Here is a 25,396-nt window from a genome sequence, read left to right on the forward strand (position 1 = left end):
CTGGCTTAACCCGCTCCGGTTCCCGGCTGAAGCAGGTCCGCGTAGTGGCGGCGCGCAACGTCAGGGTGCGAGCGCAACCGGCTTTTCAGCACATTGGTGCCGACATCGCGAAACAGCGGATTGTCCGGATCGCTGGCCGGCCCGCGCGCCTGCGCCGCCAATTCCTCCGGCAACTCGAGCAGCGGTATCGTCGCATCGAGCTTGGCGCTGAAGAAGAACGGCACCGAAATGCGCTCGATGCCGGCTGGCGGCGTCACGACGCGATGCACGGTCGCGCGCAAATAGCCGTTCGAGGCCAGTTCGAGCAATTCACCGATGTTGACGACGAGCGTGCCGGGAATGGGGTCCACATCCACCCAGCTGCCATCATAGTCGACCTGGAGTCCCTTGTTGTCATCCTGGAGCAGCAGCGTCAGGAAACCGCCATCCTTGTGCGCGCCGACACCTTGGTCGCCGCCGGTCGCCTCGCGGCCGGGGTAGCGCACGATCTTCATGCGATGGTTTGGTGAGTCTCGATAGATCGGGTCGAAGGCATCCTCGGGTTGCTCGAGCGACAGCGCAAAAGCTTTCAGCAGCCGGATCGCCACCGCTGTTGCCTTGGCCTGCCAGGCAAGCAAGACCGGTTTAAGCTCCGGCAACGCAGCCGGCCATTGGTTCGGCCCCTGCAGCCGCGTCCAGGCGGGAATTCCCGGCCCTTGCGCTATGGTTGGCGCTCGACCCCGATGTCGAGCTGTTCGCGCCAATCGGCCTTGCCCTTGGTCAGCTCGCCGCCGGCGCGCGTATAGCCGCGGAACTGCGAGGACTTGACCATCTCGATCGCGAGCTTGTCGGCCTCGCCCAAGGCAAAGAAGCGGCGCGATGCAGTGAGCACCTCGCTGATCTCCGCCCACGAGATACCATGCCCAGCCAGATAGAAAAAGCCGATGTCGCGCGAGGCGGAACGCAGATCCGCCAGAAACGTCCGGCGTTCCGATGCGCCTTGTTCAAAGTGGCTCAGATCAAGCACGGGTACTATTCTGGGCATATCAGGCTCCTTTCCTGGTTTTCTGCGGATGTTTGCCCATCCGCAAACCAGGACTGTTGGACTTGCGTGCACTCTCGGCGGTCACAACGCCAGCAATGCCTGCAAGTCTCATCGACTCCAGATTGCCAAGAAAGAAACGATCGGCCCTTCGAAGCCGCCGCGACGAACAATTTTTCCCCGCGCGCCGGCAAAGCTGACAATGGCCGCGATCATTCAGCAGGATGCGGATCGCCGCAACTGCGCACGGCCTCTGCCCTATTGGGCTGCCCTGAGCAGCATGCCGAAGAGGTCGCGTGGCTCGTCGGGATCGGCCAGCATGTCGAGCTCCTGGCAGAGGCCGGTCGAGATCAGTTGATCCCTGACATAGCGCAGCGCCGAAAAGTCCTCGATGGCGAAGCCGACCGAATCGAACAGCGTAACCTGGCCGGCATCGCGCCGGCCCTTAACGGCGCCCGTGATCACCTGCCACAACTCGGTCACCTGATGATCCGGTGCAAGCTGCTGGATCTCGCCTTCGATCCGCGTCTGCGGCGGGTATTCGACGAAGATGTCGGAGCGCAGCAGGATGTCGCGGTGCAGTTCCGTCTTGCCCGGACAGTCGCCGCCAACGGCGTTAATGTGCACGCCCGCTCCGACCATGTTGTCGGTCAGTATAGTGGCATATTGCTTGTCGGCGGTGACGGTGGTGATGATTTCGGCGCCCTCGACCACCTCCTGCGCGGTGGTGCAAGCGACCATGTCGAAGCCGAGGCCGGCGAGGTTGCGGATACATTTTTCGGTCGCCGAACGGTCAATATCGTAAAGCCTCAGCCTGTCGACGCCGAGCAGTGCCTTGAAGGCCAGCGCCTGGAACTCGGCTTGCGCGCCGTTGCCGATCAGTGCCATGCAGCGGGAACCGGCCGGCGCCAAATGCTTCGCGGCAAGGGCCGACATGGCAGCCGTGCGCAGCGCGGTCAGGATGGTCATCTCGGACAGCAATACAGGATAGCCGTTGTGCACGTCGGCCAGCATGTCAAAGGCGGTCACGGTCTGGCGGCCCTCGCGCATGTTCTTGGGATGGCCGTTGACATATTTGAAGCCATAGACCTCGCCGTCGCTGGTCGGCATCAGTTCGATGACGTCCTCGGCGCTGTGCGAAGCGACGCGCGGCGTCTTGTCGAACAGCTCCCAGCGGCGGAAGTCATCCTCGATATAGCCGGCGAGTTCGATCAGAAACCGCTCGACGCCGATCGTGAGCACCAGCTTCATCATATGGTCGACACTGACGAACGGCACGATGTTGAGATTGGGAATCATCCTGTTTCCTTGCCGGTGCGCCGGTCAGTCCTGGCGATGCGCGTTGTACGCGTTCATCATCGCTGCGAGCACCGGATCGTCTTGCTCCAGCGCGTTGATCGCGCCGGCCGGTCGTACAGGCGCTCATCCTGCCTCATCTTGAACTTGGCTTCGAGACATTCGATCGGTGGGGCTAATCCGTGGATGTGAGGTTTGCGCCGCTTCATGCCGGTACCGATTTCCCGCATGCGCCAGCGGTCCCCTTGCTGCTTTCCGCCAAGCTAAGGCTACTCTTCCAATTATGTCAACATCTCTTCATTATTGACCTTAATTAAAATCTCTGTAATAAACTCTACACAACGAGGCTGGGAGCCCAAGACGCATTTTCGGGGAGGCCAATGGCAATACGCGATGTTCTGATGCGCGGGGACCTCGCGCTGACGCCATCAGAGGAGAAGATCGTCCGGCTGCTGTTGACGGACTATCCGACCTCCGGCCTTGGCACCGCCTCGTCGCTCGCGCGGCGCGCCGGCGTCAGCGATCCCACCGTTGTCCGGCTGGTGGTCAAGCTCGGCTATGAGGGGTTTCCGGATTTCCAGGCAAAGCTGCTTGCCGAGGTCGAAGCCAGGCTGCATTCGCCGCTGTTGATGATGGAGACCAAGCGGCAAAGCGGTTCCAGCGACAGCGCGGTGCTGGCCTATCTCGATTCCGTCACCGCGGCTCTGCAGAAGACTACCGCCGCGACACCGGTCCAGACCTACGAGCGGGCCGCCCGCCTTTTGATGGAGGCCAAGGGCGAGATCGTGCTGGTCGGCGGCCGGTTCAGCCGCCACATCGCCGGCATGCTCGCTGGATATCTCGTGCAGTTCCGCACTGGGGTCAGCGATCTCGGTATGCTCTCTCCGCAGGCATTCGACACGCTGGCCGACCTTGGCCGCCGCGACGTGCTCGTCGTCTTCGACTATCGCCGCTACCAGCTCGATGTGATGGCGTATGCAAGGCAGGCGGCGGCGCTCGATGTACGCATTCTTCTGTTCACCGACCAGTGGCTGTCGCCGATATCCGATCTTGCCGAAGTCACGATCGTCAGCCCGCTCGAAGTCGCCTCACCCTACGACACGCTGGCGCCGGCGATCGCACAGATGGAGGCGTTGACCGCCCAGATCGTCTCCACGCTGAGCGATGACGCCCGGGCTCGCATCGAAAGGATCGAGAAAGTGCGGCACGCCAATGCGGTGACGCTCGACAGCGATGCGGAAGAGAAAGGCGCGCGTCAAACAGTTGGACCACGCAAGACACCCGGACCCAAAGCAGCAAAGCAGGACGACAAGGCATGACCCAGGCCCTACCCAAGCGAGACGAAGCCTTCCGTACCGGCGAGACGGCGCTGCTGCTCGTCGACATGCAGCGCATCTGGCTGGAGCCGGGCGCAGACCCCTCGCATCCGGAGCGCGGCTCCGACCATTATTTCTACCGGCAAACATCCGCGCAGACGATCCCGAACCAGGAGCGCCTGCTGGCGGCGGCGCGTGCCAATGGCGTCGAGGTGCTGCACACCATCATCCAGAGCCTGACCGAAGAGGGCCGCGACCGCTCGCTTGACCACAAGCTGACGCCGATCCATGTCGCGCCCAGCCTCCCCCAAGGCCTGCCGGTTGCATCGCTGACGCCGGTCGGCGACGAGATCATGCTGCCGAAAACCTCGTCGGGCATCTTCAACTCGACCAATGTCGACTACCTTCTGAAAAACCTCGGCATCCGCTACCTCGTCGTGGTCGGCGTGCTGACCGACCAGTGCGTGGACATGACGGTGCGCGACGGCGCCGACCGTGGCTATCTCGTCACCTGCGTGTCGGATGCCTGCGCCACCATCACCCAGGAGCGCCACGACATCGCGCTGAAGGCCTTCGGCGGCTATTGCTGGGTCACGGATACCGACACAGTAGTCGACCGCTTCACCGCTTTGGGAAGAACTGCATGACATCGACCGTCGAGCCCCTCGTCGCTGTCGTCACGACAGATCTCTCCGCCATCACACGGGGTCGTTTCGTGGTCGAAAGCAGATTGCAGAAGACCGCAACAACCGGTGTCGGCTGGCTGCAGGCCAATCTGTCGATGACGCCGTTCAATTCGATCGTCGATCCCAACCCCTGGGGCTCGTCCGGCGACCTTCGGCTGATCCCGGATCTCACCGCGCGCTTCCGCACCGAACGGACGGGATCGGCGACGTCGTTCGACATGGTGGCCAGCGACATTGTCGAGCTCGACGGCAGTCCGTGGCTCGGCTGCACGCGGACCATGCTCCGGGATGCGCTGACGGAATTGAAGGCGGCCACCGGCCTTTCCGTCATTGCCGCCTTCGAGCACGAATTCCACATTGCCGACGGCAGCTTCGCGCCGGCGCATTCGATGTCCTTTGCCGCGCTGCGCCGCACCGATCCGTTCGCCCCCAATCTGATGGCGGCACTCGAAGAGGCAGGCGTTAGCCCTGAAGTGGTCATCGCCGAATTCGGCAATGAACAATTCGAGGTGACGCACGAGCCGGCCGATGCGTTGACGGCGGCCGACCGTGCCGTCGCCATTCGCGAAATCACGCGCGAAGTGGCGCGCAATGCCGGCTGGCGCGCGAGCTTCGCCCCCAAGATCGCGCCCGATGCGGTCGGTAATGGCGTGCACATCCATTTCAGCTTCGTCGACGAAGCCGGCAAACCGTCAACTTACGATCCGGCGTGTCCCGGCGGCCTTTCCGCCAAGGCTGGCGCTTTCTGCGCCGGCGTGCTGCGCCATCTGCCTGGGATGACCGCCATGACGGCGTCGAGCGTGTCGTCCTTCTATCGCCTCAAGCCGCACAGCTGGAGTTCGTCCTACACCTGGCTCGCCGATCGTGACCGCGAAGCGTCGCTCCGCATCTGCCCAACGGTGACGATCGGCGGACGCGATCCGGCACGGCAGTACAATATCGAATACCGGGCAGCCGACGCCACCGGCAATCCCTATCTGTCGCTGGCGGCGATCATCCGCGCCGGGCTTGAAGGGCTGGAGGCGAACCTGCCATCGCCGCCGCTGGTCACCGGCGACCCGACGCTGATGAGCGAGGCGGAACGGGCGGAACTCGGTTTGGTGCGACTGCCCGAGACCTTGCCGGCGGCGCTGGATGCGCTTCTGGCCGACAAGACCGTTACGGGATGGTTCGCCCCGATCTTCATCGAGACCTTTGTCGGGCTGAAGCGGCATGAAGCCGAGCGCCTGGCCGGCCTCGATCCAGCTGCTATCTGCGATCTCTACCGGACGCTTTATTGATGACTTCGCAGGCCGAAAAAGACTCGCCCCCTCAAGGAGATTGGCCGGAAGCCGTCGAGGTTCTCAACGAGCACGGCCGTTGCGACATCGTCCTGCTGTGCGAGCATGCGTCCAACCACATGCCGGCGGAGTACGGCCAGCTCGGGCTCGATGCCAGCCATCTGCAACGCCATATCGCCTGGGACATCGGTGCCGCGGAGGTGACGCGCCTGTTGTCGGCACGGCTCGATGCACCGGCCTTTCTCAGCGGCTATTCCCGACTATTGATCGATCTCAACCGGCCACTCGGCAGCCCGGGCAGCATTCCGGTGCTGTCGGAAGACACCAACATTCCCGGCAATGTCGGCATTGATGAGGCGGAACGAACTCGACGCGCGGAAATCATGTTTTCGCCGTTCCATGAGCGGGTGGCAGCACTTCTCGATCGCCGGATGGCTGAAGGCAGGCCGACGCGGATCGTGACGATGCATTCCTTCACGCCGGTGTTCCTTGGCATCGCGAGACCATGGCATGCGGGCGTGCTGCATGCGCATGCAGCCGATCTCGCCGCAGCGATCCTTTTTGGCCTGCGCACCGACGCGGCACTCAATGTCGCGGCCAACGTACCTTACGTGATCAGCCGTGACGCCGATTACGCCGTGCCCATCTATGGCGATGATCGCGGCATCCCTGCTGTCCTTGTCGAAATCCGGCAAGACCTGTTGTCGACACGGTCCGGCATCGAGGAATGGGCGGACCGGCTGGCGGCGGCACTGCCTGCACATGAAACGGAGACAGCTTCGTGAGCAATCAGCCCGCGCGGACGTGACGCCGCGACCATCGCGCAGGCCGGCAAGCTGCGCTTCTCGCCATTCAGCCCGGCGCTCGCTTCATCGGGAGGAAGCCTCGGCTCACACCAGCCACTCCTTGATCGCCGGGCGGACGAGCACCGCGCGCATGCGGTCCTCGGCATCGGTGACCGCCGGCGCCATCGGCGCGCGGGTCGGGCCGCAATCGACGCCGATAACGCGGAAGGCCGCCTTCATGCCCGGCAGCACGCCGGTCGCCAGCAGTGCCTCGACGAAGTCCTGCGACACCATCTGCAGCGCCTTCGCCCGTGAAAGATCGCCAGCGCGGACCGCCTGGTCGATCGCTACGTAGAGCCTGCCAAGCAGATTGTAGGTTGTGCCGATGCCGCCTTCGGTGCCGAGCATACCGGCGGCGGCATAGATCTCATCGAAGCCGTAGTAGAAGAGCTTTTGCGGCTGCCGCTTGCGCAGCAGGGAATATTTGAACAAGTCGGTGGAAGTGAACTTGATGCCGACGACATTTTTGAGGTCGAGCAGCTGAACCAGCAGGGGAAGCGGCAGCGGCCGGCCGGTGCGCAAGGGTATCTCGTAGACAATAAGCGGCAGGTCCGTCGCCGCCGCCAGTGCCTGGTAATAGCCGAAGACTTCCTCGTCGGAGAACGGGTAGGAATGCGGCGGCAGCGCCGACAGAGCGTCATAGCCAAGCTTCTGCGCCTGCCGCGCAAGACGGATGGAATCGCGCACGTTCGGCATGCCGACATGGGCGATCAGCTTGACGGCCCTTGAAGTCGCGCTGGCGAAGGCCACCTCTTGCTGCGCCAACAATTCGTCCACCGTCAGCAAGCCGGATTCGCCGCTGCTGCCACCGACATAGAGACCGGCCAGACCCTGGCGCAGCACATAGTCATTAATGTTGCGCTGGCGTTGCGGATCGAACTCGCCGGCATCGCTCAGTCCGGTCATCAGGGCGGCATACATGCCCGCCAATTGCTTGGTCATTGGGATCCTCGGTTTTCCAGATTTCTCATGATGCGGCTTCGCCAGCGTGGTGGCAGGCGACGAGATGCTGGCCGGTGACGGCGGAGCCGAAATCGCGCTGTGTCGGATCGACCTTGGCGCAGATCTCGGTCGCCAGGGGGCAGCGCGGATGGAAATGGCAGCCGGGCGGCGGCTTTGACGGATCGGGTACGCCACCGCCAAGCACGATGCGCCGGCGCGTTCCGCCCGCCTTGGGATCAGGCACGGGAATCGCCGACAACAGTGCGCGCGTATAGGGATGCAATGGTGCGCCGAACACCGCTGGCGTGGTGCCGATCTCGACGATGCGGCCGAGATACATCACCGCGAGGCGGTCGCTGAGATAGCGGACCATCGACAGATCGTGACCGACGAACAGATAGGTCAGGCCGAGGCGCGCCTTGAGGTCGTCGAGCAGATTGACGATCTGCGCCTGGATCGAGACATCGAGCGCCGAGATCGGTTCGTCGGCAATGATGAATTTCGGATTGGCGGCAAGCGCGCGGGCAATGCCGACGCGCTGGCGCTGGCCGCCGGAGAGCTCGAACGGATAGCGGTTTCGCAGCGCTTCCCGGAGACCCACCAGCGCCAACAATTCGCTGACGCGCACGTCACGCGAGGCGCGGGTGCCGATCTTCTGCGCACGCAGCCCTTCGCCGATGATGCGGCCGACGGTCATGCGCGGGTTGAGCGAGCCGAACGGGTTCTGGAACACCATCTGCATGTCGCGGCGGCGCTGCTTCAGCTCTTCGCCCGTCGCGCCCGCATAGTCCCTGCCCTCGAACACGATGCTGCCGGCGCTAGAGCGCTCCAGGCCGAGCACGGCGCGGCCGGTCGTCGACTTGCCGCAGCCGCTTTCGCCGACCAGCGCCAGCGTCTCGCCGCGCATCACCTCGAAGCTGACGCCGTCGACGGCATGCACCGCGCCGACCTGCCGTCGCAGGACTCCGCGCCGGATCGGGAAATGCACTTTGAGGTCCGTCACGGTGAGCAGCGGTTGCTGTTTCGGTGCCGTCACGGCGGGCTTGCCCGCAGCGGCTGCGCTCATGCGCGGCACTCGCTCCACCTCCCGCCAGCGCCAGCACGCGGTGGTATGGCCGACGCCCACAACTTCCAGCGGCGGTTTCTGCTCGCGACAGCGCGCTTCGGCATAGTCGCATCGCGGCGCGAAGGCGCAGAAGGTCGGCGCCAGCGTGACATTGGGCGGCGCGCCCTTGATCGGCACCAGCCTGGTGTTTGCCGCCGTCAGCGACGGGATCGAGTTGAGCAGGCCGATCGTATAGGGATGCTTGGTTGCCGAAAACAAATCGTCGACCGGGGCGCTTTCGACGATCGAGCCGGCATACATCACCGCGACGCGATCGACGAAGCCGGCGACCAGGCTGAGGTCGTGGCTGATCCAGATGATCGCCATGCCGAGCTGCTTCTGCAGGCCCACGACCAGTTCCACGATCTGCGCCTGGATGGTGACGTCGAGCGCCGTCGTCGGCTCGTCGGCGATCAGGATCGACGGCTTGCACACCAGCGCCATGGCGATGCCGATGCGCTGCAGCTGGCCGCCCGAGAACTGATGCGGAAAGGCGTGCATCCGCTGCGGCGCGTTGGCGATGCCGACCAGCGCCAGCATGTCGAGCGCCTGGCGTTCGGCCTCGGCTTCGTTCAGGCCCTGGTGCTCGCGAAGCGCCTCGGTCAGTTGCAGGCCGATGGGCAGCACCGGGTTCAGCGACGACATCGGATCCTGGAAGATCATGGCGATGTCGCGGCCGCGTATCCGGCGCAGCTCGCTGTCGGGCATGGCCAGCAGATCGCGGCCACGAAACAGCGCGCGGCCAGCGGTGACGCGGCCGGGCGGCTTGCGAATCAAGCCCATCAGCGTCTGCACGGTGACCGACTTGCCGGAGCCGCTCTCGCCGACGATCGCCAAAGACTCGCCCTCGGCAAGCTCGAAGGAGACGTCGTTGACGGCATAGACGGAATTGCCGCGCGGGCCGAACTCGACGCTCACCCCCTGCACGGAAAGCACGGGCTGTTGCCCCGGCGCGGCGCAGCCTTGCCGCGGGCGAGCGTTTCCAGGCCGGTCACTTGCCGCCCCCGCCCATGATGTGCTGCGGGTCGAGCGCATCGCGCAGGCCATCGCCGACGAAGTTGATGCTGAGCACGGCCATGGCGATCATCGCACCGGGCGGGATCCACATCCAGGGCTGGCTCTCCAGGATCGACAGCGTGCGCGCGTCGCGCAGCATGTTGCCCCAACTGGCGGCCGGCGCCTGCGCGCCAAGACCGAGGAAGGAGAGCGAAGCTTCGAGCAGGATGACGGTCGCGACGTCGAGGGTGATCGCCACCAGGATCGGGCTCAGCACATTGGGCAGGATGTGTTCCAGGATGATGATCGAGGGCGAGGTGCCGAGCGAGCGCGCGGCCAGGATGAACTCCTGGTTGCGCAAGGCCAGGATCTCGCCGCGTGTCAGGCGGGCTATGGACGGCCAGCTCAGCAGTCCGATCACGACCATGGTGTTGAAGATGCTGGGCCCGACGACCGCGACGAAAGCGATGATGATGACCAGTCGCGGAAAGGTCAGCACCATGTCGACCAGGCCCATCAGCAAGAGGTCGACCTTGCCGCCAAAATAGCCGGCGATGCAGCCGATGAAGATGCCGATCGCGGCCGAGATCGCGACGGCGACGAAGCCGACCGTCAGTGAGATGCGGCCGCCATAGAGGATGCGGGCGAAGATGTCGCGGCCGGTGCCGTCCGTGCCCAGCCAGTGGATGCCGCCGGGCGGCTGGTTGCGCCCCCTGAGGTCGATGTCGTTGGGTCCGTAATGGGCGATCAGCGGCGTCAGCACGCAGGCGAGCACGATGATGGCAAGCATGATCAAGCCGAGCGTGGCCAGACGGTGGTTGAGGAAGCGGCGCGCCGCCTCGCCCCACAGGCCGCGCGAGGCGCCGGCGGCGATCGTCATATCGGCGGCGGTGGCGTCAGTCATAGCTTACCCTGGGGTCGAGCACGCTGTAGACGATGTCGGTGGCGAGATTGGCCAGCATGACGATGATGGCGGTGATCAGCACATAGCCCATGATCACGGGGCTATCCCTGTTCACCACGGAATCGATGAACATCAGGCCGATGCCGGGCCACTGGAAGATGGTCTCGATCACCACCGAGCCACCGAACAGTGTCGGCAGCGCGAGGCCGAAGACAGTGACCAGCGGGATCAGCGCGTTGCGCAGGCCGTGGCGCAGCGTGATGGTGCGGGGCTTGAGCCCCTTGGCCTTGGCGGTGCGCATATAGCTCTGGTTCAACACTTCGAGCATGCCGGCGCGGGCATAGCGCATGAAGATCGCGGCGCGGAACAAGGCAAGTGCTGCCGCCGGCAAGATCAGGTGCCTGAGATTGTCGAGGAGCGAGAAGTTTTCACCAGCCGTGGAAATGCCCGATGATGGCAGCCAGCGCAGCTCCAGCGCAAAGACGTAAACGAGCAAAAGTCCCATGAAGAAGTCCGGGATCGAGACGCCGACAAAGCCGGCAAGCGTCAGCGAATAGTCAGTGAGCTTGTATTGCCTGAGTGCCGAGAGCACGCCCAGCATGGTGCCGATGACGAAAGCGACGAGCAGTGCGACGCCCATCAACTCCAGCGTCATCGGCAACCGCTCGACGATGATGTCGCCGACACCGCGGCCATTGACGAAGGAGCGGCCGAGATTGCCGTGCAGGATCTGGCCGATCCAGTTGAGGTACTGGACATAGACCGGCTGGTCGAGGCCGAGTTCGCCGCGCCGCATGGCGATCAGCTCCTCGCTCGACGGCGCCTCCGCCGTGATCATCGCCAGCACCGCGTCGCCAGGCATGGCATGCGCGATGGCAAAGACGATCACGGTAACGCCGAACAGCACCGGGATGCTGAGCAAAAATCTTCGCACGAGATAGCTGAGCACCGGCCTCTCCTAGGGCTGAAGGCGGTTCTGAGACAATCGATCGTGAGACTCGCTCAGAGCCCCACGACCGGCAGGGATATCCGCGGCTATTTCGCCACCTCCCACTTCTCGACTTCGTTGTAGACCGGGTGATCGAAGATCACGAGTGGCTGTTCCTTGAAGTGCTGCGCCAGGCCGACGATCCGGTTGTTGAAGGCCAGCGGCCGCACCTCGTTCCAAAGCCAGGCCTTGGGCAGGTCCTGATTGAGGATGCGCGAGGCCTCCTGATAGCTTGCGGCGCGCGCGGCGCGGTCGTTGGATTCAAGCCCCTTGTTGAAGAGTTCGTCGACCTTGGGGTTGCAGTAGCCCATGGCGAGCGGCTTGGCGCCGCAGACGACCAGAGGCGAGCCGAGCGAGGGATCGAGCCCCATGCCTTGCGCGAAGAAGCCCATCTGGAAGCTGCCGTCGGCATAGATCTGGTTGATCGCCGCCGGATCGAGCAGGCGCGGCTGGATGTTGACGCCGACGGCGGCCAGATAACTCTGGATGGCGGTGACGGTGTCGACGTTCATCTGATCGGAATAATAGTAGATGAAGTCGACCGGCTGGCTCGCATCCCAGCCCGCGTCGGTGAGCAGCTGCTTGGCCTTGTCGGGATTGTAGTCGTAGGGTTCGAGGTCCTTGGCGCGCGCCCAGTCTTGCGGGAACAGCGTGTTCAGGAGTTCGCCGGCGCCCCGCTTGACCGTCTCGATGATCGCCTTGCGGTCGATGGCATAGAGCATCGCCTGGCGCACGCGCACATCGGCGAAGCGCTTGTTCTCCAGGTTGAACTGCAGGTAGGTCGGCAGGCCGGCGGAGAATTTCGGCAGCACGGTCAGGTAGTCGAGTTTCTGCAGGCGGGGCAGCTCGGAGATCGGCACGCCACCGCCTTCATAGGACATGGCGTCGACCTCCTGCGTCTCGAGCGCGGCGATGATCGGCGGCACATCCTTGTAGATCTGGTAGATGATGCGGTCGAGCTTGGGCGCACCGAGGAAATAGTCGGGATTGCGATCGACCTCGACGTACTGGTCACTCTCATACTTCTTCCAAATGAACGGGCCGGTGCCGACCCGGTTGACCCAGAAGGCATTGCCCTTGATGTCGGCGGGCGCGACCTTGCCCAGAATGTGCTCGGGAAAGATGCTGATGGCGATGAGTTGCAGCTCGATCCAGAGCGGCTTGGCGCTGTCCAGTTCGATCTGCACGGTCGTATCGTCCACCGCCTTCACCCCGGCAAGCGAGGTGGCCGAGCCATCCTGGAAGGCCTTGTATCCGGTCACGGCGGAGAGCTTCTGCGACCAGGGCGAACCGACCTTCGGGTTGGCGTAGAGGTTGAGGCTGAACACCACGTCCTTGGCGGTGAAGGGGGCGCCATCGTGCCATTTGACGCCATGGCGCAGACTGAAGACATAGGTCTTGCCGCCGTCGGGCGTCTTCCAGCTCTCGGCCAGCATCGGCTGCACGCCGTCGCCCGTCCACTTTATGTGGACGAGGCCCTGCAGCACCGTTTCGTCCAGCCTGTGGCCGCAGGTGGTGTGCAGCGTGCCCATCTCGATGCAACCGGTGCGCATGGCCGAGCGGAACGTGCCGCCTCCATCGGCCTTCGCCGCGCTCGCTGCAAGCACGAGCGCCAGGGCCGGCAAAAGGCTGATCAGAAATCGTCTCATGGAATTTCTCCTCCCTTCGATTGTGTCGGCCGGTCGCGGCTGACCTCGGGGCGCGCCTTCTGGCGATCGCGTGATCGCGGTCTTGCGTCCGGTCGCTCATTGGCAAGTAGCGACCTCCTCCTACCCCTCGGCCGCACCGCGCCTCAGCGATCCACAGCTCCTTGCCTGTGCTCGCTTGCAGCGACTGGTCTAATAGCTTAAAAGGTAGACCATGCACAATATGCCGGTCCGAAAAAAATTATCCGACGAGGTCCGTCTCCGCCTGGAGGCGATGATCAGGGATGAAGTTTATCCGGTCGGCGCTTCGCTGCCGTCCGAGCGCGAACTGATGTCGATGTTCGATGTCGGGCGTCCCTCGGTACGCGAGGCGCTGTTTGCGCTGGAGAAGATGGGCCTTGTGCGCATCAACAGCGGCGAGCGGCCCAAGGTGACGCGGCCGACGCCGAAGAACATGCTGGAACAGCTGACTGGCACCGCACACCTTTTGATGGACCAGCCCGACGGCATCGGCCATTTCGAACAACTGCGGCTGTTCCTCGAAGTCTCGATCGCGCGCCATGCCGCCGAGATGGCGACGCAAGCGCAGATCGATGCTCTGGCCGCCGCGCTGGCCGAAAACGAACGCGCCATTTCACGCGCCCGCGCCTTCGCGGTCACCGACGTCGCGTTTCACCGCGTGCTGACCGCGATCCCCGGTAATCCGATTTTTCTCGCCGCGCACGAAGCGCTGGTGGAGTGGCTGATCAACCAGCGCATCCACATGGCCAACACCGAGCTCGAAAACCGCATCAGTTTCGCCGGGCACAAGGCAGTCTTCGAAGCCATCGAGCGGCACGATCCGGAAGCCGCCGGCCAGGCGATGCGCGAGCATCTGGAAAACGCCCGGCGCAAGTTCAATCCTCGCCAGGCGAAACCAGATTAGCCCTCTCGTCGAACCTGTACACCGGACGAGATCTAAAGCGATGGTCCCATCTGGATCGGGCTGCCGTCGCTGAATCGGGATTGGCGAAACCTATGAAGGTTATGTCCAGTCTCGTTGCCCTGGATCAAGTCGGACAGGACGCGGCCCATGCCAGGGCCAATGCCAAAGCCGTGGCCGCTCATCCCTGTCGCGATGACGAGACCCGGAACCGCAGCAGTACGATCCACGACAGGCACGACATCCGGCATCGCATCGATCATGCCGGCCCAGCTTGCCCTGAGCGGTACCGCCTCGAATTGTGGGAAAAGCCCCCTGAACCCTCGATCGATGGCGCGAAGCGCCTTGGGCTCCGGGGCAGGATTGAGAACGCGCATCCGTTCGAACGGGCTTTCCTTGTCCGCCTCCCATTTGCGTGGGGTAGACCAGCTGTCCGGATATGCACGAGGCGCCGCCAGCAAGTAGCGCGTGCCGAAAGGATTTGCTTTCAGGGCGGGCAGGTATTTCGGTGCGTGACGCAATGCATCCGGCCCGACATAGAGCAGGTGGCTGCCTCCCGCCGCCAGCGTGTATCCGCCGTCCTTTCTACGCCGGAAGGCGATGTGTTCGTCCGCTGCGGCGCCAGCATGGATTTCCGGCATCGGCGCGGTCGCCGCGACGGTCGTGCGGACACTGAGCTGCGGGATCGAGACGCCGTGCGCGCGCAGGAACAGCGACGTCCAGGCGCCGCTGGCGACAAGCACGTTCGATGTGGCGATGCGGCCTTGTTCGGTCCAGACACCGCTGATGCGCCCTGCGGAGATATCGAGCATGCGTGCCGCACAGTTCTCGATGATGGTGACGCCCTGGCGGGCGGCCAGGCGGGCAAACGCCGGCACCGCGACCCAGGGCTCGGCACGCATGTCCGATGGAGTGGTCATGGCGCCCTTGAAGGGGCGCGACATGGCTGGGATCAGCCGGGCGGTCTCACCCCGGTCCAGGAGACGCGTGTCGAGGCCATGGGCCTCAGCGATCTTCAGGAACTTGGCGAAATCGGCCATCTCCTTGTCGGTCCGCGCAAGATAGGTCACGCCGGTCTGCGTCAAGCCTATGTCCTCGCCGCACTCCTGGGCCAGTTGGCGCCAGAGACGCTGCGCTTCGATGACGATGGGCAGTTCGTCCGCGTCGCGGCCCTGCTGGCGGATCCAACCCCAATTGCGCGAGGACTGCTCCGCGGCGACACGTCCCTTCTCCAGCAAGGTCACCGGTATATTGCGCCGCGCCAGGAACAAGGCCGCGGTCACGCCGATGATGCCACCGCCGATAATGACCACATCCGACGTCTTCGGCAGCGGCGCCTGAAACTGGATCGGACTGGCTTCGGTGAAAGGGAAGATCGTCAAAGGATTGTCCTTTTTCACAGGCATGGCCGCGCGCCGATAGCTGGTTCGGGTGGCGCGAGGTCGCGCGCTTCTATGGGAAACTGACCAGGCGTGAAGTGCACCGACGAGCACTACACGACCGGCCTCGAAAGTTTGCGTGCCAGCTCAATGAAATTGTTGACCACCCGTCGAGGCCGCTTCTCGTCGCCGCAGCCAGCCCCTGGCCTCATCGACTATCGGGAATTAGGCTCGGGGATGCCGGACAGGGTCAGCCTCGGTGTGACCTGTCGCGACATTCCTGCTGAAGATCGCAAACGATGGCTTATCGCCCTAAGACTTCAGGCGAGCCCGAACCGCTCTACGGCACGCATGATGCCGCGCAATTCGGCGAGACCTTTCAGCCGGCCGATAAGCGAATAGCCGGGGTTGATCTTCTTCTTGCCGATGTCGTCGGCGAGCAGATGCCCATGATCCGGCCGCATCGGGATTTGCCAGTCGGCCCTGCCTTCCCCGCGACGGCGCTTCTCTTCCTGCATCAAAGCGAGGATGACATGCGCCATGTCGGTGCCACCCTCCAGATGCTCAGCCTCATAGAACGAGCCGTCTTCCTCGATGGTGATGTTGCGCAGATGAACGAAATGGATGCGGTCGGCGAATTCCTTGACCATGGCGACGATGTCGTTGTCGGCGCGCGTGCCGTAGGAGCCGGTGCAGAACGTCAAGCCATTGGCCGGGCTGTCGACCGTCGTGAGGATGAAGCGCGCATCCTCTGTCGTGGAAACGATGCGCGGCAGGCCATAGAGCGAGAACGGCGGATCGTCGGGATGGATGCACATGCGCACACCCTCCTCTTCGGCCGCCGGGATGATCTCGCGCAGGAACCAGGCCAGGTTGTCGCGCAGTTCCTTTGGCCCGATCGCATCGTATTCCGCCAGGGCCTCGCGGAAACTGTCCCTATTATAGCTGCGCTCCGTCGCCGGCAGGCCGGCGATCAGGTTGCGCTCGATCTGGTCGATCTGCTCCGGCGTCAGCACCTTCAGCCGCTTCTCGGCTTCGGCGATACGCGCCGGCGTGTAGCTCCGCGCGCCATTCTTGCGCTGCAGGACAAAGAGATCATAGGCGGCAAAGTCGATAGCGTCGAAACGCAAGGCATAGCCGGTCGTCGGCAGCCGGTAGGCCAGGTCGGTGCGCGTCCAGTCGACCACCGGCATGAAATTGTAGCAGATCGTCCGGATGCCGGCCCTGGCGAGCACGCGGATACTGTCGCGATAATAGCCGGCATAGCGCTCGCGCTCCGGCGTGCCTATCTTGAAGGAATTGTGGACCGGAATGCTCTCGACAACCGACCAGGTCAGCCCAGCCGCCTCGATGATGCGCTTGCGCTCAAGCACATCGGCCTCGGGCCAGGCCCTGCCGTCATAAATCTGGTGGAGCGCTGAAACCACGCCGGTGGCGCCGGCTTGTTTGACATGTTCAAGCGTCACCGGATCATCGGGACCGTACCAGCGCCAACACTGTTCCATTGCCACTTCCTTTTTGCGAGAGACCGGCAACCTATTGTTTGATCATGATGAGTGTCAAACTAAGAGCCGGTTTCGATAACGAATGAAGGAGCTTCCGCGATGAAGGATTTTGACGGCAAGGTGGCATTGGTGACAGGGACGACCGGTATCGGCCTGGCAACTGCCAAACGCCTTGCGGCGGGGGGTGCCGCGATCGTCGCCTGCGGCCTCGATCGGGAAGCCAATGCCGCCATGCAGGAGAGCCTCGCCAAGGCCGGAGCGAGCGTTCTGGTGCGGACGGTGGACGTCTCGGTTTCCGACCAGGTGCGCGAGGCGGTCGCGGCCGGCGTGGCGAAATTCGGCGGCATCGATGTCATCGTCAATTCGGCGGCGGTGCATCCCTATGGAACGGCGACGACGACCGACTGGGAAACCTGGAACCGGGCGATGACGGTCAATGTCGGCTCGATCTATCTGACCGCCCATTTCGGCATCCCGGAAATGATCAAGCGGGGCGGCGGCGCCATCGTCAACGTCGCTTCGGTGCAGGGCTTCGCCTGCCAGCAAAACGTCGCCGCCTATGCCACGACCAAGGGCGCCATCCATACACTGACACGTTCGCTGGCGCTCGACTATGCCGCATCGGGCATAAGGGTCAATTCGGTCAGCCCGGGCTCGATCCGCACACCGATCCTCGAAAAGGCCGCGCGTGGCGACGGCGGCAGCGACGCAGATGTCGAAGAGGCCTACAGGCGCTTCGGCGCGGCCCATCCGCTCGGCCGTATCGGCGAGCCGGAAGAGGTGGCGGAGTTCATAGCGTTCCTGTGTTCGTCGAAGGCCGGCTTCTGCACCGGCGCGGACTATAAGATCGACGGCGGCCTCACCGCCGGGATCGGCGTGAAGTAGCGCCATGAAGGCCGGACTTGGGCTCTATCGGGGGTGGTGGCATTAACGCATCTAGTTCGGAACAATCTTTTTTGGCCGAAGTTTTACCCCTTGAAGGGACGAACTCTCCGAAGGAGATTTCCTATGAAACATGTTCTCATTACCAGCATGCTTGCGATCGGGCTCGGCTGCGGGACGGCCATGGCCCAGTCGCAGCAGCCCGCCGACAGCCAATCAGGAGCGGACACAAATTGCGCTTCCGGCACGACCAACTGCCAGAAGGGCTCGAAGATGAAAGAGCAGGCACAGGGTACCAAGTCCCAGACTGATCAGCAGGCTCAGGGCAAGGCCAAGGTCAAGACCGACGAGCAGGCCCAGGGCAAGGCCGGCGCCACCACGGACCAGCAGGCACAGGGCAAGGCCAAGATCCAGACCGATCAGCAGGCCCAGGGCAAGGCCGGTACCAAGACGGACCAGCAGGCCCAGGATAAGACCAAGGTCCAGACCAATCAGCAGGCCCAGGGCAAGGCCGGCACCACGACCGACCAGCAGGCCCAGGACAAGACCAAGGTCCAGACCGATCAGCAAGCCCAGGGCAAGGCCGGCACTACGACGGACCAGCAGGCCCAGGGCAAAGCGTCCACGCAGGACAAGACTTCGACCGCTTCCATTAACAATGTGACGGTTGAACAGAAGACCCAGATCACTCAGGTAATCCGGGAAACCAAGGTCGAGCCGGTAGCCAGCGTCGACTTCGACGTCTCGGTCGGCGTCGAAGTTCCGCGGCACAAGATCAGGCTGCATCGTTTGCCGGCCCGCATCGTCAAGCTCGTCCCGGCGTACGAGAGCTACGAGTATTTCGTCCTCGCCGACGGCCGGATCGTCATCGTCGATCCGGATACGTACAAGATCGTGCTGATACTGACCTAGAGCAATTCCCGGAAAGTGCGTAGCGGTTTTCCCGGGAAAAGCACGTAGCGCTTTCCCTAGGGAATTGCGTAAAAACAAAGAGGTAGAGTACGAGATCATTCAACCCGCCCCGCCGTACGCGGGTCGGGTTGAGCGCTATGGGCGAGATGGTGCGGAAAGCTTCCTCGTGCAGGCCTCAGCGTATGCTCAGGGATTCCGAGGCCGCAATGTCCGCAAGGTAATCGAGTAGCGATGCTCGGCAAGCGGCGGGATGCTGTGCTCCCATTGCGACCGCGAAGGGCCCGTCATGAGATAGGCCGATCTCGGCTCGACCGTGATGGTCCGGCGGTCCCATCCAGACCCATTCTTGCGTCGAAGGCGAAAATCGCAGGGCGCCAGCAGCGAAACGCCCGCGACGTCTTCGAAATGAGGCTTGTCGCGGTGCCAGCCGATGCCGGCGCCGGGCCGGTATTCATTGATCAAGACCTGCGCGAAGGCTTCGGTGGGCCGGCACGCAAAGGCCGCGACCTGCTCGCGCAAGGGCAACAGAAAATCAGGTATAGGCGGTGCGTCGACGACCTCGCGCCGGTCATAATCGTAGCGAAGGCCAAAACCGACGACACGCCGGTTTGCCAGATAGCCGTGGAAGTCGAAGGGTCTGAAGGGCAGTCCTTCAAGATGCCGGACGAGGTCGATTTCCTCTTGCGGTGTGATCAGTCCGGGCTGGTAGGCGAAACCCTCCGGTAGATCATCCTGAACGGCACCGAAGAGATCATACTGGGCCACACGGCCGGCTGTTTTCGGTTTGAGCGGCGACATTGTGCCTAGATGGTGAAGGCCAGACCGCAAGGCAATACAGGGAACCGCGCTTGCTTGCTTCGGACACATCTCAACACCGGCGCAATGGAACGCTGGGACGGCGTGAAAGTTTAGGCAAGGGCGGTTCCGTCGGGGGCCGCCGGACATGTTCCAGCCTTGGAGTGCCGGATGCCGCGCGTTCAAACCGGGGCCTGCTTTTGCGGGGCGATTGCCGCCGCCATGGACGGTGAGCCCTTCTGGATATGCTACGATCACGATGACGATTGCCGACGGGCGATCGGCAGCCCGCTCACCATCTGGGTCGGATATCGGCCGAGCCAGTTCCGCCTTTTGAAGGGAACGCCAAAGGCTTTCTCCAGGACGCCGGGCGTTGTCCGCACTTTCTGTCCCGAATGCGGGAGCTCGATAGGCTATAGCGACGAAGGCCTGCCGGACGAGCTCTACCTGACAATCGGGTTCTTCGACAGACCCGAAGGGCTGCGGCCACAGGCCCATGCCTATTGGAACCTCAGACTGCCGTGGGTCGACTTTGCCGACAAGCTGCCGCGTATCGATCGATATTCGAGGAAGCGCGACAGGAAGTTCGGCAATCCCCGCGACAGGTAGCGAGGTCGGGTGGCGGAACGGAACCGCACCATGCCTGGCGGGTTTATGTGGCTGAGCCGTCAGGTGCCAGCATGCCGTCGACCGCGATCCGAAACACGCAATACGATCCCGCGACCAGGACGCTCTCCGTCTGGTTCGTGCCGAGCGGCAACCGCTATGACTATGAGGACGTCGCACCGGCAACCTACGCCGCGTTCATGAAGGCTTCCTCGAAAGGCCGCTTCTTCAATGAATTCATTCGAGACCGTTACAGATACCGTCGCGTGGCGTGATGCGGCGCCAGCGGCCCGTCATGCCTTGTTGTTCTGCTCGGCGGGCATCTGATCCGGCGCCGGCTCCCAACCAAAGACACTGCGGCCGCCAAGCAGATGCGACTGATCGAATTCTCCGGCGACAATTTCCTTAAGGCTGGGACCGGTGACGTATCGCTCGACCTGCCGCGACTGATCGTCGAGCCGCCTCAATGCACCGATTTCCTCTTCGCGACCAAGCCTGGCCTTTTGCACGGCGGACTTCAGCACGCCGATCGTCTCGTCATAGACCTTGAGCGGAACAGGGAACGGATGCCTGTCCTTGCCGCCATGCGCCAGCGAAAAACGGCCCGGATCCGAAAACCGGCAAGGCGCGCCATGCACCACTTCGGCAACGAGGGCCAGCGCCCGCACCGTGCGGGCGCCCACACCAGGAACAAGGAGAAGCTCGGCGAAATCGGCGGGACCTCGCTCGGCGGCCGCGGCCATGTTGCCGTGAAGGCGATGCATCACGACATCGCTTTCGCGGACATCATGGTGAGCCGGCATGACCAGATGCGGCAACAATGGCTGCGCCGGAGCCGGTGCGGTGCAGGGTTCCAGGGCGGCGAGTTCTCGAAGGATGCGGTCCGGCCCAAGATCCTGGAGCAGGTCAAGCTGTCCCTGGCGCGAGGCCTCGGCGCGCCGATCGGTCAAATTGACGATCTCGCCCTGGTTGGCGCCTTCGATGGCGGCATGCGGCTGGTCTACGAAACTCTTCAAACCTTCGGACAGCCAATGATAGCGCCGCGCCACCTTGCTGTCGCCGTTCATGCCTTGCTGCACCACCACCCAGTCGCCATCGTTGGTGACGATGAAGCCGTGCAAATAGAGGTCGAAACCATCCTGAACGGCGGCGCTGTCCACCTTGGCGACAAGCCGGCTGGCGGTTGCCAGGCGCGCACCGTCGAAGCCGATACGCTCGCCGATGGCGGCAAGTTCATGCGGAGTTTTGCGCGAATGCGCGCCACGGCCGCCGCAGACATGAATGCCGAGTTCGCCCGACAGCGGCGTGAGACCGCGTTTCAAGGCGCCGACGACGCTGGTCGTGATGCCGGAAGAATGCCAGTCCATGCCCATAACGGCGCCGAAGGACTGGAACCAGAACGGATGCGCAAGGCGTCGCAGCAATTCATTGCGGCCATAATGATGGATGATCGCCTCGCACATGACGGCGCCGAGACGCGTCATGCGATCGCCCAGCCATTTCGGCACACGCCCGCCGTGAAGGGGAAGATCAGCACTGCCCGATCGTTGCGCCACGTTTGCCTGCTCCTATGTCCGCGAATCTCAAACAAATAGGTATCCTGGACCGGGCAAGGAAGCACTGAATGCTCGCACCCGGATGGCCGATGAGCCAGACCCGGCTCGGTCCGGTCACGAGAGCAACGGCGCTCTGCTATCTCACCACGCGCTTCTCGAGCTTGCGGGCAAGAGTGCGCCGGTGCAGGCCAAGCCGGCGAGCCGTTTCGGAGATGTTGAAGCCGGTTTCGACCAGCGTTTCGTGGATGCGCTCCCATTCCAGGTTCTTGATCGAGGTGGGCCGGCTGGAAAGCGGTACGAAAACGTCGCCCTCGGCACGGCCGAAGGCGGCTTCGATGTCATCGGTGTTGGCGGGTTTCGCCAGGTAATGGCTCGCGCCGAGCTTGATTGCCTCGACAGCGGTGGCGATGCTGGCAAAGCCCGTCAGCACGACGATCCTGGTCGAAGCATCGCGGGCGCTGAGCAGCTTGACGCACTCCAGCCCGGAGCCGCCAGCCCCAAGCTTGAGATCGACGACGGCGTAAGCCGGAACAGCTGTTTCGAGGGCGCTGAGCAATGCATCCCGGTCGTGGCAGACGACCACGTCGTAGTCGCGCTTTTCGAAGGAGCGCTTCAGCGTTTTCGCGAAGGTCGCGTCGTCCTCGACGATAAACAGCGATCGATCAGGCCTCACGATCATCTCCATCGGTCAGCGCCGCCAGCGGCAGCGAAAGGATAACACAGGCGCCCTGCTCCATGTTGCGCGCCGAAAAATCGCCGCCCAGTTTCCGGACCACGTTCATGACGAGGAAAAGACCAAGACCCCCGCCTGGCCGTCCCTTGCTCGACATATAGGGTTGACCAAGCGCTGCCAGAATACCCTCGTCGAAGCCCGGCCCGCGATCGCGCACGGAAATCACCAGCTTGTCGCCCTGCCGCTCGGCAGTGACGCCAACCCAATCCTGCGATGCTTCCTGAGCATTGTCGAACAGGTTGAAGATGACCTGCTTCAGCGCCGTGTCGGACACGATCTGCTCGTCCGGGTCGAAATCGTTCTTGTATTCCAGCTTGGATGGCTGGCGACTGGTGCGCCATTCCTCGACCAGATTGTCGAGGAAACCGCGAATCGTCGTGCGTATCGTTCCCTCGCCCCTCGCCTGGCCGGAAGACATCAGGATCCCGGACACGATGCGCTTGCAGCGCTCGATCTGCGCCTGCATTTCGGCCACATCGGCCGCCAGTTCGCGGTTGCGCGCAACGGTGCGCATCTGGCGCCAGTCGGACAGGATGACGGATATCGTGGCAAGCGGCGTGCCGAGTTCGTGCGCGGCGCCCGAGGCCAGCAGGCCCATGCGCACAATGTGGTCCTCCTCGGCCGAGCGCTGGCGCAGATCGGCGAGATAGGCGTCGCGCTCGCGCAGATTGCGGTCGATGCGCGTCATGAAGATCACGATCAGTCCGGCCGCCAGCACGAAGCAGATGAACATGCCCCTGATATGCAGGGACAGGAGATCGCTGCCGCCATGATGCGGGATCGCGATCGGCTGGAAGAGGGAGATGAGGAAGACGAAGCAGGCCGAGGCAGCCGCCACGAGGATCCAGGTAAACCTTGGCGTCAGCAATGCGGCGCCGAGCGTGATCTGCAAGAGGTAGAGCGATACGAACGGATTGGACGCGCCGCCGCTCAGGTAAAGCTGCGTCGTCAGTGCCGCCATGTCGAAGATGAGCGCGACGAAGAGTTGGGTGTTGCTGATGGGCCTGATACCGCGCAGGACCAGCAGGCTGAAGATGTTGAGGCCCACCAGGAAAAGCACCACGCCGGCCATCTCCGCCAGCGGCAGTGGGATATCGAACCAGTATTCCGTCGCCAGAATGGTGAGCACCTGACCCGCCACCGCGAGCCAACGCAGCTGGATAAGCAGGAACAGGTTCTTCCTGTTTGTCGCATCGGTATGCGATACTGCCCCGTTCTTGCCGGCAAGGGATGCCGCCACCAGGGATTTGTCATGGCGATGCGCTTGCGTGGGGACGCTCATCTCGCGGGTCCTTGCCGCCGGCGGCGGCCGATCATCGGCCTGGCCAGGGCAATGGCGAGCATCGCAGCGAGCGTGAACCAGGTCAAAGCATAGACCAGGTGGCTGTTGCGGAAAGTCACGACGGTCAGCCCGCCGCGCGGCCAGCCCTCTATGCCGGATGCTTCCGCATCGACGAAATAGGGAGCGACACTGGTCGTCAGGCTGCGCGTGGTTGCGATGGCTGCGACGTCTCGCGAATACCAGCGATTGCCCGTGGCGTCGTTCTTGCGCAGAAAGCCGCCGCCGGGTTCGCTCATGCGCAACAGCCCGTCAATGACGACCGGCGCGGTTAGGCGGCCCCTCTCCCGCTCGAACTCAGCCTTGCGCTCCTGGGGAATGAAGCCGCGGTTGACCAGCACCACGAAGCCACGGTCGGTTCGCATCGGCGTCAGGACCCAATAACCGCCGCCAAGCTCCGTCACCGCCTGCACCAGTGTGTTGGCGTCGCCCAGATAACGTCCCGCCAATCGCACATGACCATACTCGAAACCGGCAGCGGTGATGCCGTTCCAGTTCTCCGGGCCAGGCGCATCGACAATCGGGGCATGAATGCGTTGGTCGACACGGGCAATCAGGTCGAGCTTCCAGATCCGCCTTTCCAGCTGCCATATGCCGAGCCCGACAAACACCAGCACGCCGAGAAGTCCGAGCAGCACAAGGCCAAGGCGCGACGCGGACGATCCGCCGGCGCCCTCTAGCGGGACGGGACGTCCGATCGCCTCGATGGTTGTCCTCCCAGGGCCCGCCGCCAGGCTCATGGCATCTCACGCATGTCGTGTAGCCCCGGCATCATGTTGGCGTTGAGATGGTACATCACCCAGAGCGAGCCGGTCAGCACGATGACGACCAGGATCAGTGTGAAGATCAGCGCCAGCATCGACCATCCGCCTTCCGAGCCGGCGTTCATATGCAGGAAGAAGATCATATGGACCACGATCTGCACGACCGCGAAGGCCATTATGACGATGGCCGTGGCCTGCTTGTTGTCGATGGCGCCGGTCATGACCAGCCAGAATGGAATGGCGGTCAGGATCGCCGACAGGACGAAGCCGGTCAGATAGCCCCGGAACGATCCGTGTGCTGCTCCACCATGGGCGTGGCCGTGGCCCTCGGCATGATCATGAGCGCTCATCGCAACATCCCCATCAGATAGACGAAAGTGAAGACGCCGATCCAGACGACGTCGAGGAAGTGCCAGAACATGCTGAGGCACATCAACCGGCGGCGGTTCGCCTCGATGAGGCCAAATCTCGCGACCTGAACCATCAGCGTCACCAGCCAGACGGTTCCGAAGGTGACATGCAGACCGTGGGTGCCGACCAGCGTGAAAAAGGACGACAGGAAGGCGCTGCGCTGCGGCGTGGCGCCTTCATGGATCATGTGCGCGAATTCGTAGAGCTCGATCGACAGGAACGCCAGGCCGAACAGGCCGGTCACCGCAAGCCAGGCTTGCGTCGCCGCGACACGGCCCTTGTCCATGGCCAGCATGGCGAAGCCATAGGTGATCGAGGACAAGAGCAGCATGGCGGTATTGACCGCCACCAAATCGAGGTCGAACAGGTCCTTGGGAGCCGGCCCGGCCGCGTAGTTGCCGCCAAGCACGCCATAGGCGGCGAACAGCATCGCGAAGATCAGGCAGTCGCTCATCAGATAGAGCCAGAAGCCGAGCATGGTGGAGCCGCCTTCGGCGTGCGCATGCTCTTCTTCCAGATGGAAGACCGGTTCGGTGCCGGCCGTGATTGCCGTCAATGTCATGCTCA

General features: G+C 63.4%; 24 protein-coding genes and 1 pseudogene. 9 read left to right on the forward strand and 16 right to left on the reverse strand.

Annotated elements, in window-relative coordinates:
- Positions 1-5: 5 nt before the first annotated feature.
- Both FJ492_RS13945 and FJ492_RS13950 read right to left on the reverse strand, forming a co-directional pair.
- Positions 6-1,024, reverse strand: a pseudogene (locus FJ492_RS13945) (isopenicillin N synthase family oxygenase).
- A 255-nt stretch (positions 1,025-1,279) separates the two neighbouring features.
- Positions 1,280-2,320, reverse strand: coding sequence for an ornithine cyclodeaminase (locus tag FJ492_RS13950; protein ID WP_140770414.1), 1,041 nt, complete (start codon positions 2,318-2,320; stop codon positions 1,280-1,282).
- A gap of 377 nt (positions 2,321-2,697) precedes the next feature.
- Between FJ492_RS13950 and FJ492_RS13955 the strand changes: the two genes are divergently transcribed.
- From FJ492_RS13955 to FJ492_RS13970, 4 genes are read left to right on the forward strand one after another with little or no spacing between them, the layout of a single operon-like run.
- Positions 2,698-3,636, forward strand: coding sequence for a MurR/RpiR family transcriptional regulator (locus FJ492_RS13955; RefSeq protein ID WP_140770417.1), 939 nt, complete (start codon positions 2,698-2,700; stop codon positions 3,634-3,636).
- Positions 3,633-4,280, forward strand: coding sequence for an isochorismatase family cysteine hydrolase (locus FJ492_RS13960; protein ID WP_140770419.1), 648 nt, complete (start codon positions 3,633-3,635; stop codon positions 4,278-4,280). Before FJ492_RS13955 ends, FJ492_RS13960 begins: the two co-directional genes overlap by 4 nt.
- On the forward strand, positions 4,277-5,599 hold the full coding sequence (locus tag FJ492_RS13965) for a glutamine synthetase (RefSeq protein ID WP_140770422.1): 1,323 nt from the start codon (positions 4,277-4,279) through the stop codon (positions 5,597-5,599). Before FJ492_RS13960 ends, FJ492_RS13965 begins: the two co-directional genes overlap by 4 nt.
- A complete protein-coding gene (locus FJ492_RS13970) occupies positions 5,599-6,384 on the forward strand; it encodes an N-formylglutamate amidohydrolase (protein WP_140770425.1) in 786 nt (261 codons plus the stop codon). Before FJ492_RS13965 ends, FJ492_RS13970 begins: the two co-directional genes overlap by 1 nt.
- Positions 6,385-6,489: 105 nt before the next feature.
- Here FJ492_RS13970 and FJ492_RS13975 read toward each other — a convergent pair whose 3' ends face one another.
- From FJ492_RS13975 to FJ492_RS13995, 5 genes are all read right to left on the reverse strand, one after another.
- Positions 6,490-7,386: a dihydrodipicolinate synthase family protein gene (locus FJ492_RS13975; RefSeq protein WP_181166657.1), complete on the reverse strand. Its 897-nt coding sequence runs from the start codon at positions 7,384-7,386 to the stop codon at positions 6,490-6,492.
- A gap of 25 nt (positions 7,387-7,411) precedes the next feature.
- Complete coding sequence (locus FJ492_RS13980) at positions 7,412-9,427, reverse strand: dipeptide ABC transporter ATP-binding protein (protein WP_181166658.1); 2,016 nt, start codon at positions 9,425-9,427, stop codon at positions 7,412-7,414.
- A 55-nt stretch (positions 9,428-9,482) separates the two neighbouring features.
- Positions 9,483-10,391 carry an oligopeptide ABC transporter permease gene (gene opp4C, locus FJ492_RS13985; protein WP_140770429.1) on the reverse strand — a complete coding sequence of 303 codons (909 nt, stop codon included), beginning with the start codon at positions 10,389-10,391 and terminating at the stop codon, positions 9,483-9,485.
- On the reverse strand, positions 10,384-11,340 hold the full coding sequence (locus tag FJ492_RS13990) for an ABC transporter permease (protein WP_140770432.1): 957 nt from the start codon (positions 11,338-11,340) through the stop codon (positions 10,384-10,386). Before FJ492_RS13990 ends, opp4C begins: the two co-directional genes overlap by 8 nt.
- Positions 11,341-11,426: 86 nt before the next feature.
- Positions 11,427-13,028 (reverse strand): ABC transporter substrate-binding protein, encoded by a 1,602-nt coding sequence (locus tag FJ492_RS13995; RefSeq protein ID WP_140770434.1) that lies wholly within the window; start codon positions 13,026-13,028, stop codon positions 11,427-11,429.
- 220 nt (positions 13,029-13,248) lie between these two features.
- Here FJ492_RS13995 and nanR point away from each other — a divergent pair, with 220 nt between their 5' ends.
- Positions 13,249-13,950, forward strand: a complete 702-nt coding sequence (gene nanR / locus FJ492_RS14000) for a transcriptional regulator NanR (protein ID WP_281408167.1) — start codon at positions 13,249-13,251, stop codon at positions 13,948-13,950.
- A gap of 32 nt (positions 13,951-13,982) precedes the next feature.
- Here nanR and FJ492_RS14005 read toward each other — a convergent pair whose 3' ends face one another.
- Both FJ492_RS14005 and uxuA read right to left on the reverse strand, forming a co-directional pair.
- A complete protein-coding gene (locus tag FJ492_RS14005; RefSeq protein WP_140770546.1) occupies positions 13,983-15,329 on the reverse strand; it encodes an FAD-binding oxidoreductase in 1,347 nt (448 codons plus the stop codon).
- Between the two features lie 317 nt (positions 15,330-15,646).
- The gene (gene uxuA / locus FJ492_RS14010; RefSeq protein WP_140770436.1) at positions 15,647-16,831 is read right to left on the reverse strand and encodes a mannonate dehydratase; all 1,185 of its coding nucleotides are present in this window, start codon (positions 16,829-16,831) and stop codon (positions 15,647-15,649) included.
- Positions 16,832-16,930: 99 nt separating this feature from the next.
- Between uxuA and FJ492_RS14015 the strand changes: the two genes are divergently transcribed.
- Both FJ492_RS14015 and FJ492_RS14020 read left to right on the forward strand, forming a co-directional pair.
- Positions 16,931-17,716 (forward strand): SDR family oxidoreductase, encoded by a 786-nt coding sequence (locus FJ492_RS14015; protein WP_140770440.1) that lies wholly within the window; start codon positions 16,931-16,933, stop codon positions 17,714-17,716.
- 123 nt (positions 17,717-17,839) lie between these two features.
- Positions 17,840-18,625, forward strand: a complete 786-nt coding sequence (locus tag FJ492_RS14020; RefSeq protein ID WP_140504630.1) for a DUF1236 domain-containing protein — start codon at positions 17,840-17,842, stop codon at positions 18,623-18,625.
- A 186-nt stretch (positions 18,626-18,811) separates the two neighbouring features.
- On the opposite strand, the gene FJ492_RS14025 is transcribed toward FJ492_RS14020, so the two are convergent.
- Entirely contained in the window at positions 18,812-19,423 is a 612-nt protein-coding gene (locus tag FJ492_RS14025) for an alpha-ketoglutarate-dependent dioxygenase AlkB (RefSeq protein WP_140770548.1), read from the reverse strand.
- A 168-nt stretch (positions 19,424-19,591) separates the two neighbouring features.
- Here FJ492_RS14025 and FJ492_RS14030 point away from each other — a divergent pair, with 168 nt between their 5' ends.
- Entirely contained in the window at positions 19,592-20,029 is a 438-nt protein-coding gene (locus tag FJ492_RS14030; RefSeq protein WP_140770442.1) for a GFA family protein, read from the forward strand.
- A 71-nt stretch (positions 20,030-20,100) separates the two neighbouring features.
- Entirely contained in the window at positions 20,101-20,301 is a 201-nt protein-coding gene (locus FJ492_RS14035) for a KTSC domain-containing protein (protein ID WP_027144841.1), read from the forward strand.
- An 18-nt stretch (positions 20,302-20,319) separates the two neighbouring features.
- Here FJ492_RS14035 and FJ492_RS14040 read toward each other — a convergent pair whose 3' ends face one another.
- The 6 genes from FJ492_RS14040 to cyoC all read right to left on the reverse strand — a co-directional run bounded on the left by FJ492_RS14040 (position 20,320) and on the right by cyoC (position 25,391).
- Positions 20,320-21,582 carry a DUF763 domain-containing protein gene (locus tag FJ492_RS14040; protein ID WP_140770445.1) on the reverse strand — a complete coding sequence of 421 codons (1,263 nt, stop codon included), beginning with the start codon at positions 21,580-21,582 and terminating at the stop codon, positions 20,320-20,322.
- A 136-nt stretch (positions 21,583-21,718) separates the two neighbouring features.
- Positions 21,719-22,255 (reverse strand): response regulator transcription factor, encoded by a 537-nt coding sequence (locus tag FJ492_RS14045; protein WP_210241537.1) that lies wholly within the window; start codon positions 22,253-22,255, stop codon positions 21,719-21,721.
- Positions 22,245-23,597 carry an ATP-binding protein gene (locus tag FJ492_RS14050; protein WP_140770447.1) on the reverse strand — a complete coding sequence of 451 codons (1,353 nt, stop codon included), beginning with the start codon at positions 23,595-23,597 and terminating at the stop codon, positions 22,245-22,247. Before FJ492_RS14050 ends, FJ492_RS14045 begins: the two co-directional genes overlap by 11 nt.
- Positions 23,594-24,394, reverse strand: coding sequence for an SURF1 family protein (locus FJ492_RS14055; protein ID WP_140770450.1), 801 nt, complete (start codon positions 24,392-24,394; stop codon positions 23,594-23,596). The genes FJ492_RS14050 and FJ492_RS14055 overlap by 4 nt, the downstream gene beginning before the upstream one ends.
- Positions 24,391-24,768 carry a cytochrome o ubiquinol oxidase subunit IV gene (gene cyoD, locus FJ492_RS14060; RefSeq protein WP_140770452.1) on the reverse strand — a complete coding sequence of 126 codons (378 nt, stop codon included), beginning with the start codon at positions 24,766-24,768 and terminating at the stop codon, positions 24,391-24,393. Before cyoD ends, FJ492_RS14055 begins: the two co-directional genes overlap by 4 nt.
- Complete coding sequence (gene cyoC, locus FJ492_RS14065) at positions 24,765-25,391, reverse strand: cytochrome o ubiquinol oxidase subunit III (protein WP_140713461.1); 627 nt, start codon at positions 25,389-25,391, stop codon at positions 24,765-24,767. The genes cyoD and cyoC overlap by 4 nt, the downstream gene beginning before the upstream one ends.
- Positions 25,392-25,396 lie beyond the last annotated feature (5 nt).

The organism is Mesorhizobium sp. B2-5-4 (assembly GCF_006441095.1).
Lineage (GTDB): Bacteria > Pseudomonadota > Alphaproteobacteria > Rhizobiales > Rhizobiaceae > Mesorhizobium > Mesorhizobium salmacidum.